Origin of the sequence: Legionella quinlivanii, from assembly GCF_900461555.1 — a bacterium.
Classification (GTDB): Bacteria; Pseudomonadota; Gammaproteobacteria; order Legionellales; family Legionellaceae; genus Legionella_C; species Legionella_C quinlivanii.
This window is the reverse complement of record NZ_UGOX01000001.1, coordinates 2446869-2470352: the sequence shown is the minus strand read 5'-3', so window position 1 is coordinate 2470352 and position 23484 is coordinate 2446869. Positions and strand designations below refer to the sequence as shown.

Below are 23484 nucleotides of genomic sequence, written 5' to 3'. Positions count from 1 at the left end.
TTTAGCTCATGAAAAAACAAAGGGCGATTCTAGCACATTTTTTTTGTACAGAGAGAAGACATTGCTGGTATAGTTGCTTTTTTTTATTTAAATTGGTTAAGATGAATTTTTCTGCAATACGAATAGTGCTTGTTGGGACTACTCATCCTGGCAATATCGGCTCTGCAGCAAGAGCCATGAAAACGATGGGATTAACCCGTCTTTATCTGGTCAATCCAAAGTCTTTCCCTGATTTAAGGGCCTGTGAAATGGCAGCGGGTGCTGATGATTTATTGGACACTGCAGTAGTAACTCAGGATCTGGAGCAGGCTTTGCAGGGCTGCCAACTGGTTTTGGCGACCAGCGCAAGACCAAGAGGAATAGCTTTACCGGGCCTTAATCCGCCTGAAGCGGCAACCTTAATTGCTGGAAAGTCCGATGATACCGAAGTGGCCATTTTATTTGGCCGCGAACATGCCGGACTAACTAATGATGAACTGCTGCGCAGTCAGTTCCATATTAACATTCCCAGTAATCCTGAATACAGTTCTTTAAATCTCGCCCAGGCAGTGCAAATTATTGCCTATGAGCTGCGGATGAAATTGCTGTCTTCGCCTAAAGTTGAAGTGGCACTGCGTGAAGATCGGGTGGCTACAGCAGAAGAAGTAGAACAGTTTTATGGGCATTTAACGGATGTGATGGTGGCAATCGATTTTTTAAGACCTGATAACCCTGGGCGATTGCAGCAACGCATTCGCCGGCTTTTTAATCGCGTAGGTCTGGAACACATGGAGGTGAACATTCTGCGCGGCATTTTGAGTCATATGCAGAATGCTTTGAAATGGGCGAAAATTAATAAAGGGAGTTAATCATGAACAAAATGCCTCTTTATTTTGATTATATGGCGACTACACCAGTCGATCCGAGGGTTATAGAAAAGATGCTGCATTACCTGGGAAAAGATGGCATTTTTGGTAATCCAGCTTCAACTACGCATCGTTATGGCCAACAGGCTCAAATGGCAGTAGAAACAGCGCGCGCGCAAATTGCTGAATCAGTTCATGCTGAACCCAGAGAAATTGTATTCACATCCGGGGCAACCGAGGCTGACAATCTGGCCATTCTTGGAGCTGCCAGGTTTTATCAGCGGAAGGGGAAGCATTTGATCACATCTGTCACGGAGCATAAGGCTGTTCTTGACAGTTTTCATCAGTTGGAGCAGGAAGGCTTCCATGTAAGCTATCTTACTCCACAGCCGGATGGGTTGCTTTCATTACAGGATTTAGAGCAGGCGATCACTGAGGAAACCATCCTTGTTTCTATTATGCACGTCAACAATGAAATTGGTGTAGTTCAGGATATTGCAGCCATCGGCGAATTATTAAAGAACCGGGGGATTATTTTTCACGTGGATGCAGCGCAAAGTGCAGGGAAAATTGCAATTAATCTGCGTGAATTATCGGTTGATCTCATGTCATTTTCTGCTCATAAGAATTATGGTCCCAAAGGGATCGGTGCATTATTCGTGCGTCAGAAACCAAGAATACGACTGCAGCCGCAAAGTTTTGGCGGCGGACATGAGGGTGGTTTACGTTCAGGAACCTTAGCGACTCATCAGATTGTTGGTATGGGGGAAGCCTTTGCTTTAGCCGAAGCGAGCCGCGAGGTGGAACAGGAAAGAATACTTAAACTACGAGAACTATTATGGAATAATATAAAGGTCCTGCCTGATATTCATCTCAATGGCCATACAAGGCAAAGAGTGGCTGGCAATTTAAACATCACCTTTCCGGGAGTTGAAGGCGATTCACTGCTCTACGCTTTGAAGGATCTGGCTGTTTCCAGCACCTCTGCCTGTGCATCCTCCAGCATGCAGCCTTCCTATGTACTGAAGGCCATCGGGTTAGATAATGAAAGCGCCTTTAGCTCGATACGCTTATCAATAGGCCGATTTACCACAGAGGCTGAAATTATCGAAGCCTCGCAGATTATTCGTCAACAAGTCTCACGGTTACATGAAATATCACCATGATCATTTATAATGAATTAGTAGAACGTTGTTTTTTTAAGCCCCGCCATGCAGGTATTCTGGATTGTAATGAACCCTATACGGTGCATGCCAGGGCTGGTTATCCTGGCCGATCAGGACATTTTGATCTTTACTTACAGTGTGATGCAGGTTTAATTAAAAAAGCGAGATTTAAAGCATTTGGTAATCCTTATCTGATTGCTGGACTGGAGCTTCTCTGTGAGCAGATTGAGAATAGTTCATTAAACGAACATCCTCACTTTGAGCATAATGGGCTTGCGTGCAGCCTGGATTTACCAAAAAATCAGCAGCAGCTTGTTTTTTTGATTGAAACAGGGTATCTCAGTGCTATAAATCATATGAAAGAGAAATTAGGGGTTTAAGATGAGTGTGGTGCAGCAACATGTTAACGATGATTCAATAATGGGGATTTCTCTGAGCGAGGCAGCCATTAAACATTTATTAAGCTATCTTAAGACGCAAGCCGGAAGTAAAGGAGTACGTTTCTCAGTTAAAAAAACGGGTTGTTCTGGCCTCTCTTATGTCGTGGATTATGTCAATGAGACGGTTGAGGATGACGCCAGTTTTCCTCTTAATTCGGATTATCAGATTTATATCGATCGAAAAAGTTATCCTTATTTAAAAGGAATGCAGATTGATTACGTCAAACAGGGTCTTAATTCCAAGTTCATTTTTAATAATCCTAATCAAACGGGTCAATGCGGCTGCGGTGAAAGTTTTACTGTGGATTAAAATCTATCCCGGTTGTCACAACCGGGAGCCGACAATCTTCCAAAACCCTCTATAGCCCTCATTTAATCTATTTTTACACTGTTTGATAACAAATAATTGCGAATGTTTAAATATTGGCAATTGCTTTTCTTAAGCTTTCTTTAGTGAATTTATGCAAAGTTTGCTCCAATTAAAATTAATTAGTATAAATTTGCAACGAAATATGCAAAAAAACTTGATTAAATCTTAATTTTTTCTTAATATTTCCTTAATAAATGAGTATCTATAAAACAATGTTTACATAGTTTGTAATATTTGGTAGTATTGCGATCATGATGCTCAAAATGGGTAACTTTTTTTAATGATTCAACAGAGTCTTTGGAGAGATCAATGAGTGCAGTAATGCAAGATGTGACACAAATTAACGATGCCTTGATTCAGCAAGTAATCGGAACCGTCAAAGGGTATCTGAATGCTGTCAGCAATAAAGATAATAATCTTAACCTTTATCAACTGATTGTTGAGGAAGTAGAAGCTCCCTTATTTCGTACGGTGATGGAACTGACCCGTTATAATCAATCAAAAGCTGCTCGTGTACTTGGTGTTAGCCGCGGCACACTGCGTACTAAACTGAAGCGTTATTTTGATGATGAGTTTATTGGCACCCGCGGTTAATTTCTAAAGGCTTCTGTTGAGTGTATCTTGCGAAAAATCATAGAGTGTTTAATACTATTTCTCGCAGGATGCATTCAAGCTGTTTAATTCATGTTTAGTATAAACAGGCTCTAGCCGGGCGCCAATTTTGTTGGAATATCTTCATTATTTTTCTGCTCCTTCGATGTCTGATTTGCCGATTCTCTTAAATCCTCGAGGGTTGATCGCATATTCTTTAGCTTATCCTTGACAACCTGTCCATCTGATACTGTATTTCCACTGTCTTTGCTTGCTCGTGAATATAGGAATCTGAGGGACAAAATGGCTAGTAAGATTCTTTTCACTTTAGCTCCCAGACTTTCTTTTTTTTCCAGACCGCTTGCTTCAGAAATATTTTTGCAGTTTTTATAAAAATCATTAGATGATGACTCACCGTTTTTAAAACGTTGAAACTCTTGGCGTATCAGGCTGCAAAATTTTTTAATTGTCCGTTGATCTGGACCGGGTTTTTCGGACAGTTGTTCCAGACTTGATAATGCTGCTTTAAAATCATGGATTTTTTCGGGAGCCATAGGGGGCCTTTTGGCCAGTTGCCCCCGATAGTTTTGTGCTTGTTCTTCGATACTCTGCTTTTTTTGCTGAATAAGTTCGTTGAATTTACTGTTAAGCTGTTCGGCTGATACTATCTGCTCAAGCCGGCTTTTTTCCTGGGCGATTTTTTCTGTAAGTTCATCCTCTGTGTCACAGTCTGTAAAATCGGCTATGAAATTTATTAATTGTTCTTCAACTCTCTGCTCATTTTGTTCTTTCTCACTTAAATTGCTATCTAAGCCATTTTTTTCCGGATTGCTCATATCTTTGATATATCGACTGGGATCATCCAACATCTTCTCAAATTCAAGTTGTACCTTTTTACTGTGCTCTGTGCTCAAAGCTTTTCTCTTAAATCCGTCGACTGATTTTGAGCAAATAATTTTATTGAATATTGCCTCGAAAGCACATAGAGGTATATTTTCCAGTTCTTTATTACCCTTATGTTTCGCAAAGAATATCGCTATCTCATTGTCCATAAATGGAAATTCACCATACGCTTTAATTGCTTTGCAAGTGTCAAATCTTCCTGAGACGAATGAATTAAGTTCGACTGAGCTTTTTGAATCCTCAGTTATTTTATTTTCTGGTACCTTTTGTTCCAGAAGATATGCTTTTATTTTCTCAGATAAAGACATAAGATCCGCAACAGAGGCGTAACTATTCATGTATATTGTCAGTTGAGCCGTGTTTTGAAACCGCGGATGGCTAAGTACCTCAGGGTTGATAACTTTAAAATTTCGGACATTATGTGCCCAACTTTCCGTATGAATCAGACGTATCAGGCCAAGTAAAGTTTCTTGATCCAGGCTGCCTATTTCATTTAAATTGACATGCAGTTTGAAAGAGGCCTCTTTAAAATTCTCTTCTCCATAACCTGATGTACTTATATAATTATTTGTAAATTTGTGTATGAACCGGCTGAGGGGGTCACGTTGAGCGAGATCTTGATACGCATTTAGATGGATGCTCTGATATTGGCTTTGCAGTGGTACGTTCATATCTCTATTGGAGGGGGATATGTACGTAAACCCGCCCATTACACCACAGTCAGCAAATTCTCTTTTAATTCTTTTGAGGAACTGATCCGCAGAAAGCGAGCTAAATTGTTTTTTAGGAGACATAATTTATAAGAATAAATTGCATTATTTGTTAATAATAGTATAGCTTTGACTCTTTTCATTGAATAAAGCCTCATTTAAAGGAGATGTTACTGGTTTTCCAAAACCCAGTTTGCTATTATGATAGTCAAAGTCGGTTAGGCAATCGCTCTTTGCTTTGCAAGGGGAGGAAAGTCCGGGCTCCATAGGATAAAGTGCCAGGTAACGCCTGGGAGGCGTGAGCCTACGGAAAGTGCCACAGAAAATATACCGCCATGAAAATGGTAAGGGTGAAATGGTGCGGTAAGAGCGCACCGCGCAACTGGCAACAGTTGTGGCAGGGCAAACCCCACTTGGAGCAAGACCAAATAGGAATCCATCCGGTTTACCGGAACGTATGGTCCGTACGGGATTCGGGTAGGTCGCTTGAGGCATTCGGTGACGAATGTCCCAGATGAATGATTGTCCCTGACAGAACCCGGCTTATCGACCGACTTTTTTCTCACCTCATTTAGGCTGCGAAGTAGCATTGGCCGTCTCGGAGACTGGCAATGATGGTTTAAGCTTGATTATGTTCAAGTCAGGCTTTACTATCGGAAGCCTGAATTCCTGAACAATAGAAACTTATGATTTTATGCCTCGATGTGGGAAACTCTCATATATATGGTGGTGTCTTTGCAGGGGATGAAATCCGCTTGCGATTTCGTCATACCTCCAAAGCCTGTACCTCGGATGAGTTCGGTATTTTTTTGAAAACGGTCTTGCGTGAAAATCAATGCTCACCGGAAGCTATAAAGCAAATCGCTATTTGCTCGGTCGTACCGCAACTGGACTATTCCCTGCGTTCCGCTTGTCTTAAATACTTTACTGTCGACCCATTTTTTCTGCAGGCCGGAGTAAAAACAGGACTTAATATAAAGTATCGAAATCCTCTGGAAGTAGGAGCTGACAGGATCGCCAATGCCATTTCGGCGGCACATATTTATCCCGGTAAAAATATTATTGTGATTGATTTTGGTACGGCAACTACGTTCTGTGTCATTACTGCACATAAATTTTATCTGGGAGGAGCTATCCTTCCGGGAATGCGTTTATCGGTTGATGCACTTTCCACTAATACCGCTAAATTACCGGCGGTAGAAATTGTAAAAATGAACCAGGCTGTTGGCCGTTCCACGATTGAAAGTATCCAGTCGGGCGTTTATTTTGGCGCCATAGGTGCTTGCCGCGAATTAATCACCCGGATAAAAGCGGAATCCTTTAATGATGAGGAAGTTTTAGTACTGGCTACCGGTGGTTTTGCTTCCCTGTTTGAAAAGCAAAATATTTATGATTATCTGGTACCAGATCTGGTATTGCAGGGCATTCGTCTGGCTGCCTTAATGAATCAATAATGATGTAGCCTCCTTGTTCCTGACATCACCCGTCTGGAATCAGTCATTTCCGCGCGGCATTGTTGCGTAAATAGAACCAGGCAACTAGTCTGTCGTCATTGCGAACAAAGTGAAGCAATCCAGATCAAAACTTGAAAGTAAGGATCTGCTTCGCTAATGCGCGCAAAGACGGTTTTTGTGACCCTGTCTTCATTATGCAACAAGGCCTTTCCGCACCACCTTCTGCCAATTCATAAAAAAATCAACCTGCCCATCACTTGGTCAAAAATTCCTCTTCCTATTAAAAATTAAACAAAATTTGTTGACGAGAAGGATTTTGTGTTTCTATAGTGTAAGAAAGTGGTGTAAAATATTAAAAAAGTGGAGAATTGTGGGATAGCCTGCAAAATTAATCATGTTTCGTGGCATAACGTCTTTGACAATCGATGCGAAGGGTCGTATAGCGGTTCCAACACGTTACCGTGAAGCATTGGACAACGCAGGCAATGCCTCTTTAGTCATCACTATTGATACTGAAGAAACCTGTCTTTTGCTGTATCCCGCTGCACAATGGCAAGTTATTGAAGATAAATTGCAGAGTTTGCCGAGTTTTAACGCGGCTGCAAGGCGTATTCAGCGTTTGCTGATTGGGCATGCAACTGATGTTGAGGTAGATAACAATGGACGATTATTATTGCCTTCTTTGCTGCGTGAATACGCAGGACTCGAAAAGCATGCAGTAATGATTGGCCAAGGCAATAAGTTTGAGATTTGGAATGATAAGACTTGGGAAGAAAAACGTGAAAGCTGGTTAGCTGAAGAAGCCTCTCAGCACGACGTCTTACCAGATGAAATGAAAACATTTTCTTTATAGTGAAACAACATGCATCAATCAGTCTTATTAGAAGAATCGATAAATGGTTTGGCAATCCATCCGGACGGTGTCTATGTTGATGCCACTTTTGGCCGGGGAGGGCACAGTCGTGCAATTCTTGAGCGCCTGTCGGAGCAAGGCCGATTGATTGCCATTGATAAAGATCCTGAGGCTATCCAGTATGCCGGTGAAGTATTTGCCCAGGAAAAACGCTTTGAGATTTTCCACGGTTCGTTCGCTGATATTGCCGTTTTTGCAGAAAAAGCAGGCGTTAGTGGTGTTGTAGATGGAGTGTTAATGGATTTGGGAGTGTCATCTCCGCAGTTAGATGACGCAGAAAGGGGGTTTAGTTTTTTAAAAGAAGGCCCTCTGGATATGCGAATGAACTTGCATCAGAAACTTGATGCCGCAACCTTTGTTAATCGTACCGACGAGCAGGAAATGAAGGAGGTGTTCAGGAAGTACGGAGAGGAGCGTTTTGCAGGAAGGATTGCGCGGGCGATAGTGGCAGCCCGCCAGCAATCCCCAATATTGACTACTCAGGCACTTGCCGAGATCGTCAAGGCGGCAAATCCAAAATGGGAAAAACATAAGCATCCTGCAACAAGAGTATTCCAGGCAATACGTATTTATATCAATGATGAATTAAGCGATTTGGAAAAAGCGCTCAAATCATCGGTTGATGTGTTGAAAATCGGGGGGCGTTTGGCTGTTATCAGTTTCCACTCCTTAGAAGATCGAATAGTGAAGCAGTTTATGAAGGCAATGGAGGAAGGTAATAGACCGCCTCCCGGTGTGCCTGTGAAATACAATGAGATTGTAAAAAAATTCAGACGAGTAGGTAAGGCGATTATGCCAGAAGAAAGTGAAATTAAAGAGAATGTCAGATCCCGTAGTGCGGTCCTTAGAATAGGAGAGAAGTTGTCATGAATGCCGCAGCCAGAGCGATAAATCAAAGCAATTTATTTACTGGACAATTATCTGAGATGCGCCTATCCAAACAGATGAGTTTGATAATAACTTTGCTAATCAGTGTTCTCTTAAGTGCACTGGCAGTAGTTTATATTACCAATGAGCATCGATTACGCTTTGATTATTTGCAGCAATTAGAGCAAAATAACCACCAATTGCAATTACAGTGGGGACAGTTACTTTTGGAACAAGCAAGCTTGGCTACTCCGGCGCGCGTTGAGCAATTGGCTATCGAAAAATTACGGATGCGTTTACCGGCAGATAAACAAACCTTTGTATTAAAGCCGCGATGAAAAAAAACGGACACCGTTTACGGTTAATTACCGTTTCAGGCTTTTTTGTTCTCATTCTGGGTATCTTAGTCTGGAGAATGCTTGACCTCACTGTCCTTCATCGACAATTTCTTAAAGGACAAGGCGACGCCAGAAGTTTAAGAGTTCAGGATATTCCTGCGTATCGGGGAATGATAACTGATCGTAACGGCACGCCGCTCGCTGTAAGTACCCCTGTTCAATCTGTTTGGGTTAATCCCAAGGAATTTTCTCCTACCCCTCAGCAACTTGCAACATTGTCCAAAATAACCGGTATTCCCGCCAAAATATTAAAAGCACGAGTTGAGAAAGCCAAAAACCGGGAATTTCTTTATTTACAACGCCAGTTACCCCCTATGCTGGCCAAGGAGATTGAAGTATTAAAAATTCCAGGTGTCAATTTCCAGCAGGAATTTAAACGCTATTACCCGGAAGGGGACAGTACTGCTCAGCTAATTGGATTTACCAATATTGACGATGCCGGAATTGAAGGAATGGAACTGGCCTATCAGGACTGGTTAATGGGTGTTCCGGGGAAAAAGCGGGTTGTTAAGGATAGAACGGGTCATATTGTTGAAGTATTAGGGATCCTTAAGGAACCTAAGCCCGGTCATGATTTGGTTTTGAGTATCGATCGCCGTATCCAGTACCTGGCGCATCATGAATTGAAAAATACAATGGAAAAATTTGCCGCTCGCAGTGGTTCGGTCGTCGTGGTGGATACTCAAACCGGTGAAATTCTGGCAACCGCCAATTATCCCTCGTTTAATCCTAATGCCAGAGCTAACTATTCCCGGGATAGTTATCGTAACAAGGCGATCACCGATACATTTGAACCCGGCTCCGTTATCAAACCTTTCAGTATTGCCAGTGCGCTTGGCAGCGGCCTGGTAACGCCGGCGACAATTATTGATACCCGTCCGAGCTGGATGATTGTTCATGGTCATACTATACGAGATGTTCATAATTATGGCGTACTTGATGTAACAGGAGTTTTAGAACATTCAAGTAACGTCGGAGTGACCAAAATGGTACTCTTAAGTCCGCCGGAGCAACTGCTTGGGCTTTTGCAGCGCAGTGGTTTTGGTCAAAGAACAGAAAGCGGTTATCCAGGGGAAAGCGATGGGGCGATTGTGAAGCCTAAAGATGCCAATCCTTTCGTTTTAGCAACCGTCAGTTTTGGATATGGGTTATCAGTGACCCCCCTGCAATTGGCTAAAGCCTATTTAATATTTGCCAATCATGGCAATTTGCTGCCTGTTACTTTGTTGCATAATCCCGATTATCACCCGAGCGTCGAAAAGGTAATTGACGAGAAAACTGCTAATGATGTTCTGGCTATGATGGAGGCCGTTATGGTGGAGGGAACGGGTAAAGCAGCCCAGATTCCGGGCTATCGTGTAGCAGGTAAAACAGGAACCGCCCGAATCGCTGGAAAAAATGGCTATGAGGCCAATCGGCACATAGCCAGCTTCGTAGGTATTGCTCCAGCATCGCGTCCTCGACTGGTTGTGGTGGTAGTAATTCATGAGCCGACTAAAAATGGTTATTATGGAGCAGCGGTTGCCGCACCCTTATTTGCAAAAGTAATGTCAGGCGCCTTACGCACTCTGGATATTCCGCCCGATATAACAACAGGCTAAGTCAAATGAAACTCAATGAACTGCTCAATCCCTGGATTGATGATGTATCTGAATTGGAAATAACCGGGATCAGCAATGATAGCAGATCCGTTAAGGCTGGTGATTTGTTTATAGCTTACCCTGGTCATGCCTCAGATGGACGGCAGTTTATTTCACAAGCTGTAAAGAGTGGGGCTGCCGCAGTTCTTTTTGATCCTCATGGGTGGAAGATATCCGAGCCTGCCGCGTCTACTGTGTATATTCCATTGGCTAATCTTGCAGCGAAGCAGGCTGAACTGGCTGCCCGATTTTATCAAAATCCTTCGGACAGCCTCTACGTTACCGGCGTCACTGGAACGAATGGTAAAACAACCATCGCCTATCAGTTAGCGCAGGCACATGAACTACTTTCTGCAAAATCGGCTTATATCGGCACTTTGGGCTATGGAAAAGCGGATGATCTGCAATCACTGGCCAATACCACGCCTGATGCATTTTGCCTGCAACAGCTATTCAGCCGATTTCGTCAATCCGATATCAGTCAGGTGTGTATGGAGGTATCGTCACATGCTCTTGATCAGGGACGCACTGATTGTATTCGTTTTTCTCAGGGGATTTTCACTAACTTAACCCACGATCACCTCGATTATCATCACACGATGGATGAGTATGCAAAGGCAAAAGCAAAACTGTTTGCGTTTCCAGAGTTAAAGTGGGCCATTGTAAATCAGGATGATCAGTATACCCGACAAATCCTGAAATCTGTTTCTGCCAATTGCCAGTTGTTAAGCTATGGTGTTCATCAGCAGGCTGATGTCAGAGCTATTGAACATGAAATCAGTCTGACAGGAACCCGAATTAAACTGATCTCTCCTTGGGGAAGCCATGAATTGCAGATAAGAGCTTTAGGATATTTTAATATTTACAACGCCCTGGCCATATTTACCAGCCTTATGGCTGCAGGCTATCCCGTGTCTGAAGTTGTTGAAACAATGTCTAAACTTCGAGCCGCTCCGGGCCGTATGGAAATTGTAAGCCATGAACCCTATACCATTGTGGATTATGCTCATACACCGGATGCTTTGAAAAACGTTCTTGAAACCTTAAATGGCGTCAAAAAGGGTAAAATCATTGCGGTGTTTGGCTGCGGCGGCGACAGAGATAAAACGAAGCGCCCCATTATGGGACAAATCGCCAGTGACAATGCGGATATTGTCATTATGACCAGCGATAATCCACGCACCGAAGATCCTGTGCAAATTCTTGATGAAATTGAGCAAGGTATCCATAAACGAGACAATTTATATAAAATTGCCAACAGAGAAGAAGCTATTGCCAAAGCAGTCAGTCTTGCCTCAGCTGATGATATCGTGTTGGTCGCTGGGAAAGGGCATGAATCCTATCAGCAAGTGGGCAGTATACGCCATCATTTTTCTGATCAGGAAGTCTTAAAGCGCTATGTGGATAAGAAATTATTGTAGTTTGGGCCCTTGGCCCAATGGCGCTGCCTTAAGACATTTACCTACGTCCCTCGGCTTGTCCCTGAGGGCTCCCCTCATAAATAGGGATATTAAAAAGTGGCAGTGCATGAAGATATATGATCAAATAGTTTTGCGAACAATTTTGATTAGGATATCTCATGCACATAAAGCGATTTTTACACAATTTGCTATCAAGTACTATCCATGGAAAACGATTTAATACTCTTAATTTATTTATCAATGCCTTACTCAGGGAAAAAAAGCTGTCGTTAACTCAGTTGGGGCGAGCATTAAAAAATAAGGCTCAAGAAAAGAATAATATTAAACGCTGTGATCGTTTTTTAGGGAATAAAAACCTGCATGGAGAGCGATTCTCGATATACCAAAAAACAGCCCATAGGTTAATTGGAACAAATAGTCGTCCTATTATCCTGGTAGATTGGAGCCATGTTCCTAATACAACGCATTACTTGCTTAGAGCCTCATTAGTCGCTAAAGGCCGTGCGTTATCAGTCTATGAAGAGGTATTTCCTCGCCAATATGAAAATAGTGACAAAGCGCATCACTTATTTTTACAGAATTTAAAGCAAGTTCTGCCTGAGACAAGTCTCCCGATATTAGTTACGGATGCTGGTTTTTATAATTCATGGTTTCGGTTGGTGTTAAAACAAGGTTGGGACTATGTTGGCCGTATCCGGGGTAATATATGTTATCGATTGGATACCCATACTTACTGGGAATATTATTGTGATTCAAAGGAAAAGGCGACCGAACAAGGACAATCTCTGGGGTGGGGCATTGTCTCTAAAACAGACCCAATAGAAACATTTCTTTATTTAATAAAGCTATCCGGAAAAAAACGTACACGTTTTAATAAGTACAAAAAGAAAGCGCAAAGCAAGAAAGACAAGGTGTATTCAAAATCAGCCAATGAACCTTGGCTTTTAGCAAGTTCATTAAACAATACAGAAACATCGTTTAACCCTTTTTCAATCTATTTCAAACGCATGCAAATAGAGCAGAATTTTCGAGATTTGAAGTCATCTCAATATGGCTTTAGCTTTGAACATGCTTACTCAAAATCAATAGAGCGAATTCAAGTGTTACTAATGATTGCTATGTTGGCTACTTTAATTGCTTATTTAACCGGCTTCGTTGCTGAAAACAAGCGATGGCATCTCTCTTTTCAAGCCAACACATCCCAAAAAAAACGAGTGCTTTCTTTGTTCTATCTCGGCTGTCGAATCATACAAAGGAAATTTAAACATAGAATTGATTATGATAAAGCCGTCGAGGCCCTGCAAATAGAGATACTAGTTGCAGGGAGAGAATTATGAGGGGATCCCTCAGGGCTTGTCCGAGGGATCCAGGAATCTCATGCCAGGATTGGATCTCTGGATCCCTCGGACAAGCCGAGGGACGTAGGAGTGAGGGTTAAAGCCTTAACGCAGTGCCATTAGGCCAAGGGCCAATCTACATGCTTTTCTAAAACAACCGCTGATTTCTCATAATACTAAATGACTTTGCATCCATTTCGGCAGATTCTCCATCCAGAAAATATGCCACATCGTCTCGTGCGCCAGTCTGTTCGTAATTGCCCCCCCATTCGAGGACTGCCCATTTGATTAGGGGATTGAAAATATTGTGATCCCATTCAAAGGCAGCATGTCTGCTTGCTTCAGCCAGATTAATTTTTACAAACTCTTCCTGATCCGCTGCATCGGACTTATTCTTAAATTCGGCAAAACTTTTGGCATCCATTTCGGCTGTTTCTGGATTTACAAAATAGGCAATGTCTTTTCTTGGGGGCAGAGCTTGCGGTCCACCAAATTTTTGACCCACACTGGCGCATTTGACTACTAGCCAACCAATGGCAAATTTGCCGATTTTGTGATCCCATTCCAAGGCTACATAAGTCATAATCAGTTTATCCTTATCTAATTTCCCATGAACTATTTGAAAAAGAGATATTTTTTATCTTTTAATCAAACATTATAAAATGTAGACAAGAAGTGAAGAATTGTCGACTATTGATTATTCGTTTCCCACACCAGCAATTCGCTGTAGTTCAGCAAGTTTACCGGTAGCCATTTGATAATGATCAAAATCATGCCTTGGCGGATGGGCTTTGCGCAATTGCAAAAAAGCCGTCTGAAGATCTACTGCTTGTTTAAGCGCAGCAGTTTCCGGCTCGGGGTTATACAGGGCTAAGGCCAGCTCCTCCCAGGTCTCTGCTGCCGGTTCATCCATAAATACCTGACTTTCAGGAAAAGGGCTTAAAGGAAGATTATACAATGCATGTAATTTGCAACTGAGTATTTGTACCGCCCGCAATTTTGCTTCGATACTATGGCCGGCGATGTGTGGGGTACAAACTGTAGCCATTTTAATAATCTCGGGATTTACCGCGGGTTCATTACTGTATACATCGGTGCAATAAATTAGCCCTGGTCGTTTTAAAAGAGATTGTTCATTAACGATATGTCCTCTGGCGGCATTTATAATAATTCCTTGCGGATTGAATGCATTAAAAAATGGCTCATCCAGAAGGTGGAAACTGGGATAGGGATCAATCGTATGTAAATTCGCATGAATGCTTATCAGATCGGCATCAAATAACTCTTGATAGCCGCAGCTTTTAAAGCCGGTATCAGAAGCCGATTTTAGAGGATCGTAATTTAATACCTCAAAACCCAACATTTTCAAACGGCGGCTGACTTTTGAACCCACCATACCGGCACCAATCACCACCGCATTCTTACCGCTAAATTTTCTATGCTTTCTTAACCAGGCAATACTGCATACTACATAATCCGCAACCGCTTGAGCATTACAACCCTTTGCATCCAGCAATTCAATCCCAAGCTGGGCCAGCAAGCCGCTATCAATATGATCGGTGCCACTACTGGCCGTGGCCACATATTTAACCCGATGCTTTCTAAAAAGAGATTCATTGACTTTCAATGCGGCACGACAAAGCAGGATTTCCTGTCCTGCCAGCAAATGGGGAATATGGCTTTGATCTTCATAAACAGTCAGATTAAAAGGTGCTGGGAAAGCGCTCTTCAAATTGGGGAGTGATGCATCGGCTAATATGTTCATAAATGAAACACGGCGACCAGCAGACGAAGAGAATAATTCATAAGTGGATTGAGAATCCAGCTCAGAGCGCCGGTGATTAGCAACAAAAGCACAATAAAAAAGCCATATGGCTCAATTTTTTGAAATTTCATTGCGGCTCGTGGTGATAACAGGCTCATTACCACTTTACTTCCATCCATCGGGGGAATAGGAAGCAGATTAAAAAAACAGAGCAGCAGGTTTATGATCATCCCGGCCCTTGCAGCCAATAAAAGAAAGAGGGCATAGCTAGTGCGCTGGGGATCCAGATAGAACGAAAGTTTAAAACAAATGGCCCAGAATATTGCCATGACCAGATTAGACAAGGGACCGGCCAAAGTGACTAAAGCGAGATCACGACGCGGATTGCGCATACGAGAGGGCATGATAGGCACAGGTTTTGCCCAGCCAAAAACAAAACTGAATTTGCTTAAAGTTAATACCAGCAGAGGAACAATAATAGTTCCAAACAGATCGATATGTCTTACGGGATTAAAACTCAGCCGTCCTTCCTGCTCAGCAGTTCGATCGCCGCATAATGAAGCAACCCAGGCATGTGATGCTTCATGAATGGTTATAGCCAGCAAAACAGGAATAATCCAAATAGCAATTTGCTGTATCGTTGATAATTCTGGCATGAGAAACGCTGATAAAAAGAGAAAGTGTAACTCGCAATGATAACAGGAACAAGATAATAAGATACCTGCATTTAGTCTAAGCTGAACCGCGGGAGGAATTTTTTGTCATTTCCAGGGGAGTTAAGTATAATCAGCCCAGCCGAAGATTCAGGAGTATAAGGCATTGCGCAAATTAGTGATTTGGTCAGGGCTTGTTATTCTGTCCCTGATCTTTTTTGCCTCAGGCATTAGCCAGTTGCCGGTGATTGACAGGGATGAAGCGCATTTTGCACAAGCAAGTCGCCAAATGCTGCAATCAGGTAATTTTTTTCAAATCCGCTTTCAGGATAGAACACGCTTCCAGAAACCGCCCGGAATTAACTGGCTTCAGGCGGGCAGTGTAAAATTATTCAGTGAACCTGATTCAAACCAGATTTGGCCTTACCGGATCCCTTCTGTTTTAGGGGCATTAATTGCTGTATTGGCCACTTTTTATTTTGGTTCACGGCTGTTGAATGAACGCTCGGGATTAATTGCGGCGCTATTGCTGTCCTCCTGCCTCTTACTTGTGGTTGAGGCGCATATGGGGGTAATTGATGCCGCTCTTCTTGCCACTGTGGTGTTAATGCAGGGTGCCTTGTGGATGGTTTATCAGGGAAGCGCTAATAATACTGGAATTCACTGGGTTTGGCCTTTATGTTTCTGGCTGGCAATGGCTGCGGGACTGGTGTTAAAAGGGGTTACGCCTTTAGTAGGTTTTCTGTCCATAGCTACCCTTTGTCTAATCGATAAAAATATTCGCTGGTTACGCAATCTATGGCCGTTTACAGGCTTATTGCTCCTCCTTTTCCTAACTCTAATCTGGGTAATTCTGGTCAATGAGGCTGAGCACAGTAACTATTTAATGCAAATGATTCATAAGGACTTATTACCCAAACTAAAGGGCGGGCATGAGTCACACGGAAAGCCTCCACTTTTTCATTTAGCTATTTTGCCATTAACCTTTTGGCCCGCATCACTCTTTTTATGGCCCACTGCAGTTTATGCATTCAGACATCGAAATGAAAAGGCAGTGAGATTTCTTTTGAGCTGGGTTATTCCGAGCTGGATTTTTTTTGAAATCATGCCCACCAAGTTGCCCCAGTATATTCTTCCTGTTTTTCCGGCTTTGGCGCTATTGGCCGCAATGGCGATTGATTCTTTAATCAATATGACAAAAACTGGAGAGGCGAGGGCTTCAGCTAATAGTTGGCTGAAGCTCTTGCAAAGCCTTTGGGGGATATTATCCATTGGACTTGTGATATTTCTAGCTGTTATATCCTATGTCTTTTTAAACCACAACAGCTGGCCCGCTGTTTCAATACTATTTTGCGGAATAACATTCGCAGTGGTAACCGTTTATTTCATATTCAGGCGAGCTTATTATCAATCCATCGCTTCGCTGCTGATTATGGCAAGTGTGGTATATTTTCTAAGCTTTAATCGAATTTTGCCGGATCTCGAGCCGCTTTGGATTACGCCTAAAATCTCTGAGCTGGCTTTAAAGCATGCGGTTAACTCCGATAATCCTTTAATTGCAGTAGGTTTTGATGAGCCCAGCCTTGTTTTCAATCTGAATACCAACTGGATAAAATTTGGAGATACTGCCGATGCGATTTCCTCTTTAGAAAAAAATCCAAGACAGGTGCTCCTGGTTGATGACAAAACATTTGCTCGCTGGAATATCGCTTTTGATTCTTTTGGCGTTATTGCAAGACTGCGTGGTTTTAACTATAGTAAAGGCCGATGGCTCAATCTTTTTATCATCGGGCCTAAAAATAAAGAGAGTAATGATGTCTCCGTGTAACAAAATAATGTCTTTTTTTGTCAAACCCTGGGTTATGGTGTTAGCAGTAAGTTTGATTGCCTTTTGCTTTTTCTTTGTAGATAAACCGCTAACAGAATTTTTCTTTGATATTGATCTGCGTCATAATTACAAATTTCTGGAGCTATTCACCAAACTGGGGGCGGGTTTCTTTTATTTTTCAGCTTTTATATTAGGAATATTCATTTTTAGATATATTAGGGTCAATACAGACTGGGAAGCGAAATGCTGGTTTCTATTGCTGTGTGTATTAATACCCAGCTCAATTTGCGGGTTTCTGAAAGTAGTATTAGGACGTGCCAGGCCCAGCATGCTGCTCGAAGGTCAATACTTTGGCTTTTATGGTTTTCAAACACATTCCCCCTTCTGGTCATTTCCCTCTGGTCATACGACCACTATAATGTCGGTTGCTGCCGGTTTAAGTCTTTTATACCCACGTTCCAGCTCTTATGTGCTGACTGTGGGATTTTTAGTCGCTGTTTCGAGAATTATATTAAACCACCATTACTTAAGCGACGTGTTGGCTGCCACTTATCTGGTGTTTATAGAACTTGCCGCATTGCTCTGGGTTTTACGCAAACAGAAATGGTTGGAGTCTGCCTGGAAAAATCCCCAGTGCAGTAGGTATGGATGCAGCAACAGGACGATAAGTAGTCAGTAATATTGTAAGGGAGTGACATTTGAAACAACCTATTAATTTATCAGTAATTATACCTGTATATAATGAAGAGGATAATGTTGAAGTACTTTTTCATGAACTAGTGAATGTTTTGGAAAAAGATGATTATTGCTTTGAGGTCATTTTTGTTGATGACGGCAGCAATGATGAGACTGTCAGCCGTTTGTTAAAGCTGGCTGCAGAGGATGAGCGGTTGCAACTCGTACGACACAGGGTTAACTGTGGTCAGAGTGCTGCTCTGGTTAGCGGGGCAAAGGCAGCGCGCTATGAATTTTTAGTGACGCTTGATGGCGACGGCCAAAATGATCCTAATGATATTCCTGCCCTTTGCGGCTTTATTGAGGACCACAAAACAGTGGTGCTTGGAAATCGAAAACGACGAGATGATAACCTGATTCGCCGCATTTCTTCCCGTATAGGTAATGGTGTGCGTCAGACTATTTTGCGTGATAGTTGCCCTGACACAGGCTGCAGTCTGAAACTGTTTCCCAAAAGTGCATTTTTAAATTTGCCTCATTTTAATCATTTACATCGCTATTTACCGGCATTATTTTTAAGGGCTGGATACAGGCTCGTGAATGTGCCTGTGAACCACCGCCCGAGAAGGCATGGTGTATCAAAATATGGGGTCATGAACCGATTATTTGTTGGTATTTACGATCTGGTGGGGGTGCGTTGGCTGTTGAAGAGACCCTGTTCGCCGGAGGTTATCAATAATGAGCTCTGAGTCAATCTGGCTATGTGTGGGATTAGTCGGGCAAGGCATTTTTTCTGCCCGATTTTTTGTTCAATGGCTAATAAGTGAAAAAGAAAAGCGAAGTGTTATTCCGGTCGCTTTCTGGTATTTAAGCTTATTAGGCGGTATCACATTATTAATGTATTCAATTTATAAAAAAGATCCAGTGTTCATCCTGGGCCAGTCCACCGGTGTATTTATTTATTTAAGAAACCTATATTTAATCCAACGGGAAAGAGTGGCACGGCAACTTAAAACGACGGGGTAAGATTTTTTCAGTCTGGTTTGCTATGTTAGTTTCCGTCATTGCTTCGCTGCATCCACAATGACGGGTTTCAATTAAGCTTCGGTAATCTCGATCATCTTTCTCAATGCTTTTTTAGCATTATCAATAACCCATTGCTGGTCATTCAGCTGCAGGCGCTGACGTAAGCCAGTAAACTCGTTGACTACGTCCCCGGCTTTCACTTCATTGTATGCCATTTCTTTGCCTTGTCTTAGCAAATCAACAAGCCCAATCAAATGAGGAGGATCATTTCTCGACATAGTTGCGCAGCCGCAGCCAATGCCTTTGGCATCATCAGGTTTAGGTGCTTCGGCGAGATTTACTACCTGAATACCAAGGTTTTTACAATGTTGTTTGACATTTTCTACCATATGGTTTTCAGTACCGATGGCATAACGTTTGGTGCCAGCACGATCATTGACTACGTAGTCCCAAATGAATGCTGTAGAGCCAGCCTGCTGGGCGGCGCGAACCACTTCGTTTCGGCATTCAGGGTGCACCACTGTGGCATAGTGTTGCGAGTGCCAGTAATCACACATATAAGCCTGATAGTGGGTATGAACTGCGCATTGGCTGGAAAATAGTATTAACTCGGCTTTATCAAAAGTATCGAGTGTTGCCTTATCCTGGGCTTCTAAAGAGTATTGGGCACCGGCCGTTCCGCCTGGCCAATAAGCAAGATTTTTTATTCCCAGCCAGTAGGCAACGTTTTCACCCATATGCTGATCAGGTATGAACAGGATCTTCTTATTTTGAGCGCGAGCCCATTGGAAGATTTTTTTTACGTTTGAACTGGTACACACCGCACCTCCCTGAGCACCAGTCATGGCTTTCACCCGGCCGGAGGTATTCATATAACAAACGGGTAAAATATTCTCAGCCCCATAACGTTCATTAAGATCCAGAAAGGCAGGCTCCACCATAAAGTCTTTAGCCAGCATTTCCATAGTACAACCCGATTTAGGGTTGGTGATATAAACATGTTGATTGTCATTGGCGAGAATACTTATTGACTCCGCCATAAAATGCACGGCAGACTCAATAATAACTGACTTCTGTGGATTTTGCGCTGCCATTAATGCCAGTTGATAGGAATCCCCAATCTGGCCGCCGAACTGCTCTACCAGTCTGACAATATCTCCGCCCATATAATAATGCGCTAAAAGCAACAGGCGTTCGCCAAAATGGGCCTCTGCTTTTTGCATATATGGCTTCATCCAGGCAAGTACAGTAGTAAGCTTGCGATCAGCTAATGCCTGATACTCTTCTGCATAGGGAATGAAATCTTCCTGATACCAGTCCAGCGGATAATCACTTTGACAGATACTCATGTCATTAGTGATGCGCATAATACTTTTTTCAGGTTGGTAAATGGATGAATAACCGAACATTACTACCTCATAAGAAAAGGTCTGATTAAAAAAATGGGTTTTGCGGCGATGTTAATCGAGCAATACTTTCCTGGGCATGGAGATTTTTATCAGGGAAGTCTTCGCGATAATGGCCTCCCCGAGACTCCCTTCGACAAAGTGCTGCTCTGACGATAAGTTCAGCATTCAGAACAATATTTCTCAGTTCAATGAAATCTCTGGTGATACAATGCTTCCAGTAATACTCCTCAATAATTTTCTTTCTCTTCAATATTAATTGTAGTAAATCTTCAAGACCAGCCTCGGTTCTTACGATTCCGGCATAGGAAGTCATTTCGCCGCGCAAACCGCGCCAATGGGCATTAATTTGACTCGCTCTTCTCGGATTGACGGCTCCCGGAGACGACCAGTTAGGGATATCCTGGGACAACTTATTGGGAGTGGAAATGTCTTTTAATGTACAGCGAGCAGCATTACTCGCCATTGCCAGTGCTTCCAGAAGCGAGTTGCTGGCAAGCCTGTTGGCACCGTGCAAGCCGGTGAATGCTACTTCACCCACCGCATACAATCGTTTCAGGTCTGTTCTGCCGTCAACGTCTGTTAATACCCCCCCGCATTGATAATGAGCAGCGGGAACAACTGGAATCATATCCTGGCTCATATCAATCCCAATCGTTTGAAGAGTGGAAAAGATTTGAGGAAAACGTTTTTTAAGAAAGGCACGTGATTCATGAGTAATATCCAGATGCACAAATCCCTGTTGCCCTTGTTCAATTTCACTAAAAATTGCACGGGCCACCACATCGCGTGTTGCCAGTTCCATCGCTTCTGGCGCATATTTCTTCATGAACCGCTCGCCGGATTCCGGATTAATCAGGATCGCACCTTCACCGCGTACGGCTTCCGAGATTAAAAAATTATTCAGGCTATGATGATGCAAAAGGGTAGGGTGAAACTGATAAAACTCCATATTTCCTACACGTGCTCCAGCCCGGTATGCCATGGCCACGCCATCTCCGGTCGCCACCATTGGATTGGTGGTATATCGATAGGTTTTGCCTGCTCCACCCGTTGCCAGAATGACGCAGGGAGCAAGAAATGTGTGGATTAGATTTGCCTTGCAGTCGAGAATGTAAGCGCCCAGCACTTCCCCCTGAATATCCGTTCGATGCGGGTGATAATGAGTGATAAGATTAACCGCGATATGATGTTCAAATACCGTGATTTGTTTCAACTCTGCGATCTGGCTCAGAAGGGCTTGCACGATAACCAGCCCGGTTTGATCACCGGCATTAAATATACGGCGAAAGGAGTGCCCGCCTTCCTGAGCCAGGTTATAACCAGTATCCGTACGGGTAAAGGGAACTGAATAACCAAGCAGCTCTTCAATAATAGAGGGGGCTTGTCGAATGATAAATTCAACAGCAGGTTCATAGCATAAGCCATCCCCTGCCAGAATAGTATCTCCAATATGAGCTTCCAGTGAATCTTCTTCCGTAAATGCGGCGGCAATACCTCCCTGGGCATAACGACTGTTACATTCACCCAGCTCTGCCTTACTGATTAAAGCAATGCGAAGACGAGGCTGTAATTTAAGGACCTGCAGACAATAATGTAAGCCCGCAATCCCCGTTCCAATGACAATGACATCAAATTCCCGAGAGGTCCCTTGTTGTGATAATGATTCTTCGATCATGAAAATGCTTTCACCAATTGCGCGGCCAAGCCAGTGTAACTCTCGGGTGACATGGCTAATAGTCTGGTTTTTGCTGCTTCGGGTATCTCCAGCTTTTTAATGAATTGTTGCAGACTGCCTGCGTCAATTCCCTGACCCCGAGTCAAGTCTTTTAATTGTTCATAAGCATCTGGAATCTGATAGCGCCGCATGACAGTCTGAACCGCTTCGGCAAGAACTTCCCAGTTATCTTCGAGGTCTTCTTTCAATGCAGATTTATTGATCTGCAGTTTATCATTGCCTTTGGCAATTGCCTGATAGGCGATGAGCGTATAGGCAAATCCTGCACCGAGATTTCTTAGCACAGTAGAGTCGGAAAGGTCGCGCTGCAGACGGGATTTCGTTAATTTATCCGCAAAATGCTCAAACAGGGCATTGGCTAATCCCAGATTGCCTTCGGCGTTCTCAAAATCAATGGGATTCACTTTGTGCGGCATGGTGGAGGAACCGACTTCGTCAGCAATTGTTTTCTGGGTAAAATAGTTTAATGAAATATAAGTCCAGATATCCTGCGTATAGTCGAGCAGAATATTATTGATTCGCACCATAATATGACAGACTTCGGCGATGCCGTCATGCGGTTCAATCTGAGTGGTGTAAGCACTGAAAGACAAACCCAGTGAGCTGACAAAGGAAGCGCAATGTTTACGCCAGTCTACTTCCGGGTACGCCGCGACATGCGCGTTATAGTTACCAACCGCGCCATTGCATTTGGCAGGAATCAACACTTCGGCAAGCTGCTGTTGAGGTCTTTTAAGACGTGCCACAAAGTTAACCAGTTCTTTGCCTAAGGTTGTCGGAGTTGCAGGCTGTCCGTGGGTCCGGGATAACATCGCCGCATCACCATGTTGCTTCCCCAGCAGGGTGATCCCGCCAATAATTTCTGCCAAAGTAGGCTGAATAACCTGAGCTAATGCTTCTTTTATCATCAGGGCATAGGAAAGGTTGTTAATATCTTCCGAGGTGCAGGCAAAATGAATGAAACCGGCTGCGGCGCTCAAACGAGGATGGTCAGTCAGCTTTTCCTTTAGATAATATTCAATTGCCTTGACATCGTGATTGGTTTTTTTCTCTATGGTCTTAACTTTCTCAGCTTCTTCCTCATTAAAATTGCCAAGAACTTGCTCCAGAAAGTGTTTGTCGTCTTCTGACAAAGGCTTCACCTCCGGAATATCCGGATTAGCGGCCAAAGCTTCCAGCCAGCGAACTTCAACGATCAGACGATAATAAATGAGTGCAAACTCGCTAAAATAGGGGCTTAGTATGCTGGTTTTTTTTTGGTAGCGGCCGTCAAGCGGAGAGACGGCAGTTAAAGAAGTTAAGCTCATGAATATTTTCACCACAGTCATAAAGCACATA

The 23484-nt window shown here is 43.0% G+C and carries 23 protein-coding genes and 1 other RNA gene; 17 read left to right on the top strand and 7 right to left on the bottom strand.

Features of this window, described 5'->3' with window-relative positions; genetic code table 11:
- The first annotated feature begins 101 nt into the window (after window positions 1-101).
- From DYH61_RS10520 to DYH61_RS10500, 5 genes are all read left to right on the top strand, one after another.
- A complete protein-coding gene (locus DYH61_RS10520; protein WP_058508067.1) occupies window positions 102-848 on the top strand; it encodes an RNA methyltransferase in 747 nt (248 codons plus the stop codon).
- A 2-nt stretch (window positions 849-850) separates the two neighbouring features.
- Window positions 851-2011, top strand: a complete 1161-nt coding sequence (locus DYH61_RS10515; RefSeq protein WP_058508066.1) for an IscS subfamily cysteine desulfurase — start codon at window positions 851-853, stop codon at window positions 2009-2011.
- Window positions 2008-2391, top strand: a complete 384-nt coding sequence (locus DYH61_RS10510) for an iron-sulfur cluster assembly scaffold protein (protein ID WP_058508065.1) — start codon at window positions 2008-2010, stop codon at window positions 2389-2391. Before DYH61_RS10515 ends, DYH61_RS10510 begins: the two co-directional genes overlap by 4 nt.
- 1 nt (window position 2392) lies before the next feature.
- Window positions 2393-2761, top strand: a complete 369-nt coding sequence (locus DYH61_RS10505; RefSeq protein ID WP_058508064.1) for a HesB/IscA family protein — start codon at window positions 2393-2395, stop codon at window positions 2759-2761.
- A gap of 369 nt (window positions 2762-3130) precedes the next feature.
- Window positions 3131-3415, top strand: a complete 285-nt coding sequence (locus DYH61_RS10500) for a helix-turn-helix domain-containing protein (RefSeq protein ID WP_058508063.1) — start codon at window positions 3131-3133, stop codon at window positions 3413-3415.
- 110 nt (window positions 3416-3525) lie between these two features.
- Here DYH61_RS10500 and DYH61_RS10495 read toward each other — a convergent pair whose 3' ends face one another.
- Window positions 3526-5109 (bottom strand): hypothetical protein, encoded by a 1584-nt coding sequence (locus DYH61_RS10495; RefSeq protein WP_058508062.1) that lies wholly within the window; start codon window positions 5107-5109, stop codon window positions 3526-3528.
- 126 nt (window positions 5110-5235) lie between these two features.
- Here DYH61_RS10495 and rnpB point away from each other — a divergent pair.
- From rnpB to DYH61_RS10455, 8 genes are all read left to right on the top strand, one after another.
- Window positions 5236-5587: RNase P RNA component class A (rnpB, locus tag DYH61_RS10490), an RNA gene on the top strand.
- A 124-nt stretch (window positions 5588-5711) separates the two neighbouring features.
- Window positions 5712-6479 (top strand): type III pantothenate kinase, encoded by a 768-nt coding sequence (locus DYH61_RS10485; protein ID WP_058508061.1) that lies wholly within the window; start codon window positions 5712-5714, stop codon window positions 6477-6479.
- A gap of 394 nt (window positions 6480-6873) precedes the next feature.
- Window positions 6874-7332 (top strand): division/cell wall cluster transcriptional repressor MraZ, encoded by a 459-nt coding sequence (mraZ, locus tag DYH61_RS10480; RefSeq protein WP_058508060.1) that lies wholly within the window; start codon window positions 6874-6876, stop codon window positions 7330-7332.
- A gap of 9 nt (window positions 7333-7341) precedes the next feature.
- Window positions 7342-8262, top strand: a complete 921-nt coding sequence (gene rsmH / locus DYH61_RS10475; protein WP_058508059.1) for a 16S rRNA (cytosine(1402)-N(4))-methyltransferase RsmH — start codon at window positions 7342-7344, stop codon at window positions 8260-8262.
- Entirely contained in the window at window positions 8259-8597 is a 339-nt protein-coding gene (ftsL, locus tag DYH61_RS10470; protein ID WP_058508058.1) for a cell division protein FtsL, read from the top strand. The genes rsmH and ftsL overlap by 4 nt, the downstream gene beginning before the upstream one ends.
- Complete coding sequence (locus DYH61_RS10465) at window positions 8594-10258, top strand: peptidoglycan D,D-transpeptidase FtsI family protein (protein ID WP_058508057.1); 1665 nt, start codon at window positions 8594-8596, stop codon at window positions 10256-10258. Before ftsL ends, DYH61_RS10465 begins: the two co-directional genes overlap by 4 nt.
- 5 nt (window positions 10259-10263) lie before the next feature.
- Window positions 10264-11718, top strand: coding sequence for a UDP-N-acetylmuramoyl-L-alanyl-D-glutamate--2,6-diaminopimelate ligase (locus DYH61_RS10460; RefSeq protein ID WP_058508056.1), 1455 nt, complete (start codon window positions 10264-10266; stop codon window positions 11716-11718).
- Between the two features lie 158 nt (window positions 11719-11876).
- Window positions 11877-13055, top strand: a complete 1179-nt coding sequence (locus DYH61_RS10455) for an IS4 family transposase (protein ID WP_115343291.1) — start codon at window positions 11877-11879, stop codon at window positions 13053-13055.
- Window positions 13056-13203: 148 nt separating this feature from the next.
- Here DYH61_RS10455 and DYH61_RS10450 read toward each other — a convergent pair whose 3' ends face one another.
- The 3 genes from DYH61_RS10450 to DYH61_RS10440 form a co-directional block, all read right to left on the bottom strand.
- On the bottom strand, window positions 13204-13638 hold the full coding sequence (locus tag DYH61_RS10450) for a hypothetical protein (protein ID WP_058507373.1): 435 nt from the start codon (window positions 13636-13638) through the stop codon (window positions 13204-13206).
- A 114-nt stretch (window positions 13639-13752) separates the two neighbouring features.
- The gene (locus tag DYH61_RS10445) at window positions 13753-14820 is read right to left on the bottom strand and encodes an NAD(P)-dependent oxidoreductase (RefSeq protein ID WP_058507372.1); all 1068 of its coding nucleotides are present in this window, start codon (window positions 14818-14820) and stop codon (window positions 13753-13755) included.
- Entirely contained in the window at window positions 14817-15476 is a 660-nt protein-coding gene (locus DYH61_RS10440; protein WP_058507371.1) for a site-2 protease family protein, read from the bottom strand. Before DYH61_RS10440 ends, DYH61_RS10445 begins: the two co-directional genes overlap by 4 nt.
- Before the next feature lie 163 nt (window positions 15477-15639).
- Between DYH61_RS10440 and DYH61_RS10435 the strand changes: the two genes are divergently transcribed.
- Genes DYH61_RS10435 through DYH61_RS10420 form a run of 4 tightly spaced genes read left to right on the top strand, consistent with a single transcriptional unit; the run spans window position 15640 to window position 19002 of the window.
- Window positions 15640-17301 carry an ArnT family glycosyltransferase gene (locus DYH61_RS10435; RefSeq protein ID WP_058507370.1) on the top strand — a complete coding sequence of 554 codons (1662 nt, stop codon included), beginning with the start codon at window positions 15640-15642 and terminating at the stop codon, window positions 17299-17301.
- Window positions 17285-17980: a phosphatase PAP2 family protein gene (locus DYH61_RS10430; RefSeq protein ID WP_160037289.1), complete on the top strand. Its 696-nt coding sequence runs from the start codon at window positions 17285-17287 to the stop codon at window positions 17978-17980. Before DYH61_RS10435 ends, DYH61_RS10430 begins: the two co-directional genes overlap by 17 nt.
- Before the next feature lie 19 nt (window positions 17981-17999).
- Window positions 18000-18725 carry a glycosyltransferase family 2 protein gene (locus DYH61_RS10425; protein WP_058507368.1) on the top strand — a complete coding sequence of 242 codons (726 nt, stop codon included), beginning with the start codon at window positions 18000-18002 and terminating at the stop codon, window positions 18723-18725.
- Complete coding sequence (locus tag DYH61_RS10420; protein ID WP_058507367.1) at window positions 18715-19002, top strand: lipid-A-disaccharide synthase N-terminal domain-containing protein; 288 nt, start codon at window positions 18715-18717, stop codon at window positions 19000-19002. Before DYH61_RS10425 ends, DYH61_RS10420 begins: the two co-directional genes overlap by 11 nt.
- 71 nt (window positions 19003-19073) lie before the next feature.
- Here the strand turns inward: DYH61_RS10420 and nadA are convergent, their stop codons facing one another.
- The 3 genes from nadA to purB are packed head-to-tail and all read right to left on the bottom strand — an operon-like array spanning window position 19074 to window position 23453.
- Window positions 19074-20411 (bottom strand): quinolinate synthase NadA, encoded by a 1338-nt coding sequence (gene nadA, locus DYH61_RS10415; RefSeq protein ID WP_058507366.1) that lies wholly within the window; start codon window positions 20409-20411, stop codon window positions 19074-19076.
- Between the two features lie 25 nt (window positions 20412-20436).
- Entirely contained in the window at window positions 20437-22083 is a 1647-nt protein-coding gene (gene nadB, locus DYH61_RS10410) for an L-aspartate oxidase (protein ID WP_058507379.1), read from the bottom strand.
- The gene (purB, locus tag DYH61_RS10405) at window positions 22083-23453 is read right to left on the bottom strand and encodes an adenylosuccinate lyase (protein WP_058507365.1); all 1371 of its coding nucleotides are present in this window, start codon (window positions 23451-23453) and stop codon (window positions 22083-22085) included. The genes nadB and purB overlap by 1 nt, the downstream gene beginning before the upstream one ends.
- Window positions 23454-23484 lie beyond the last annotated feature (31 nt).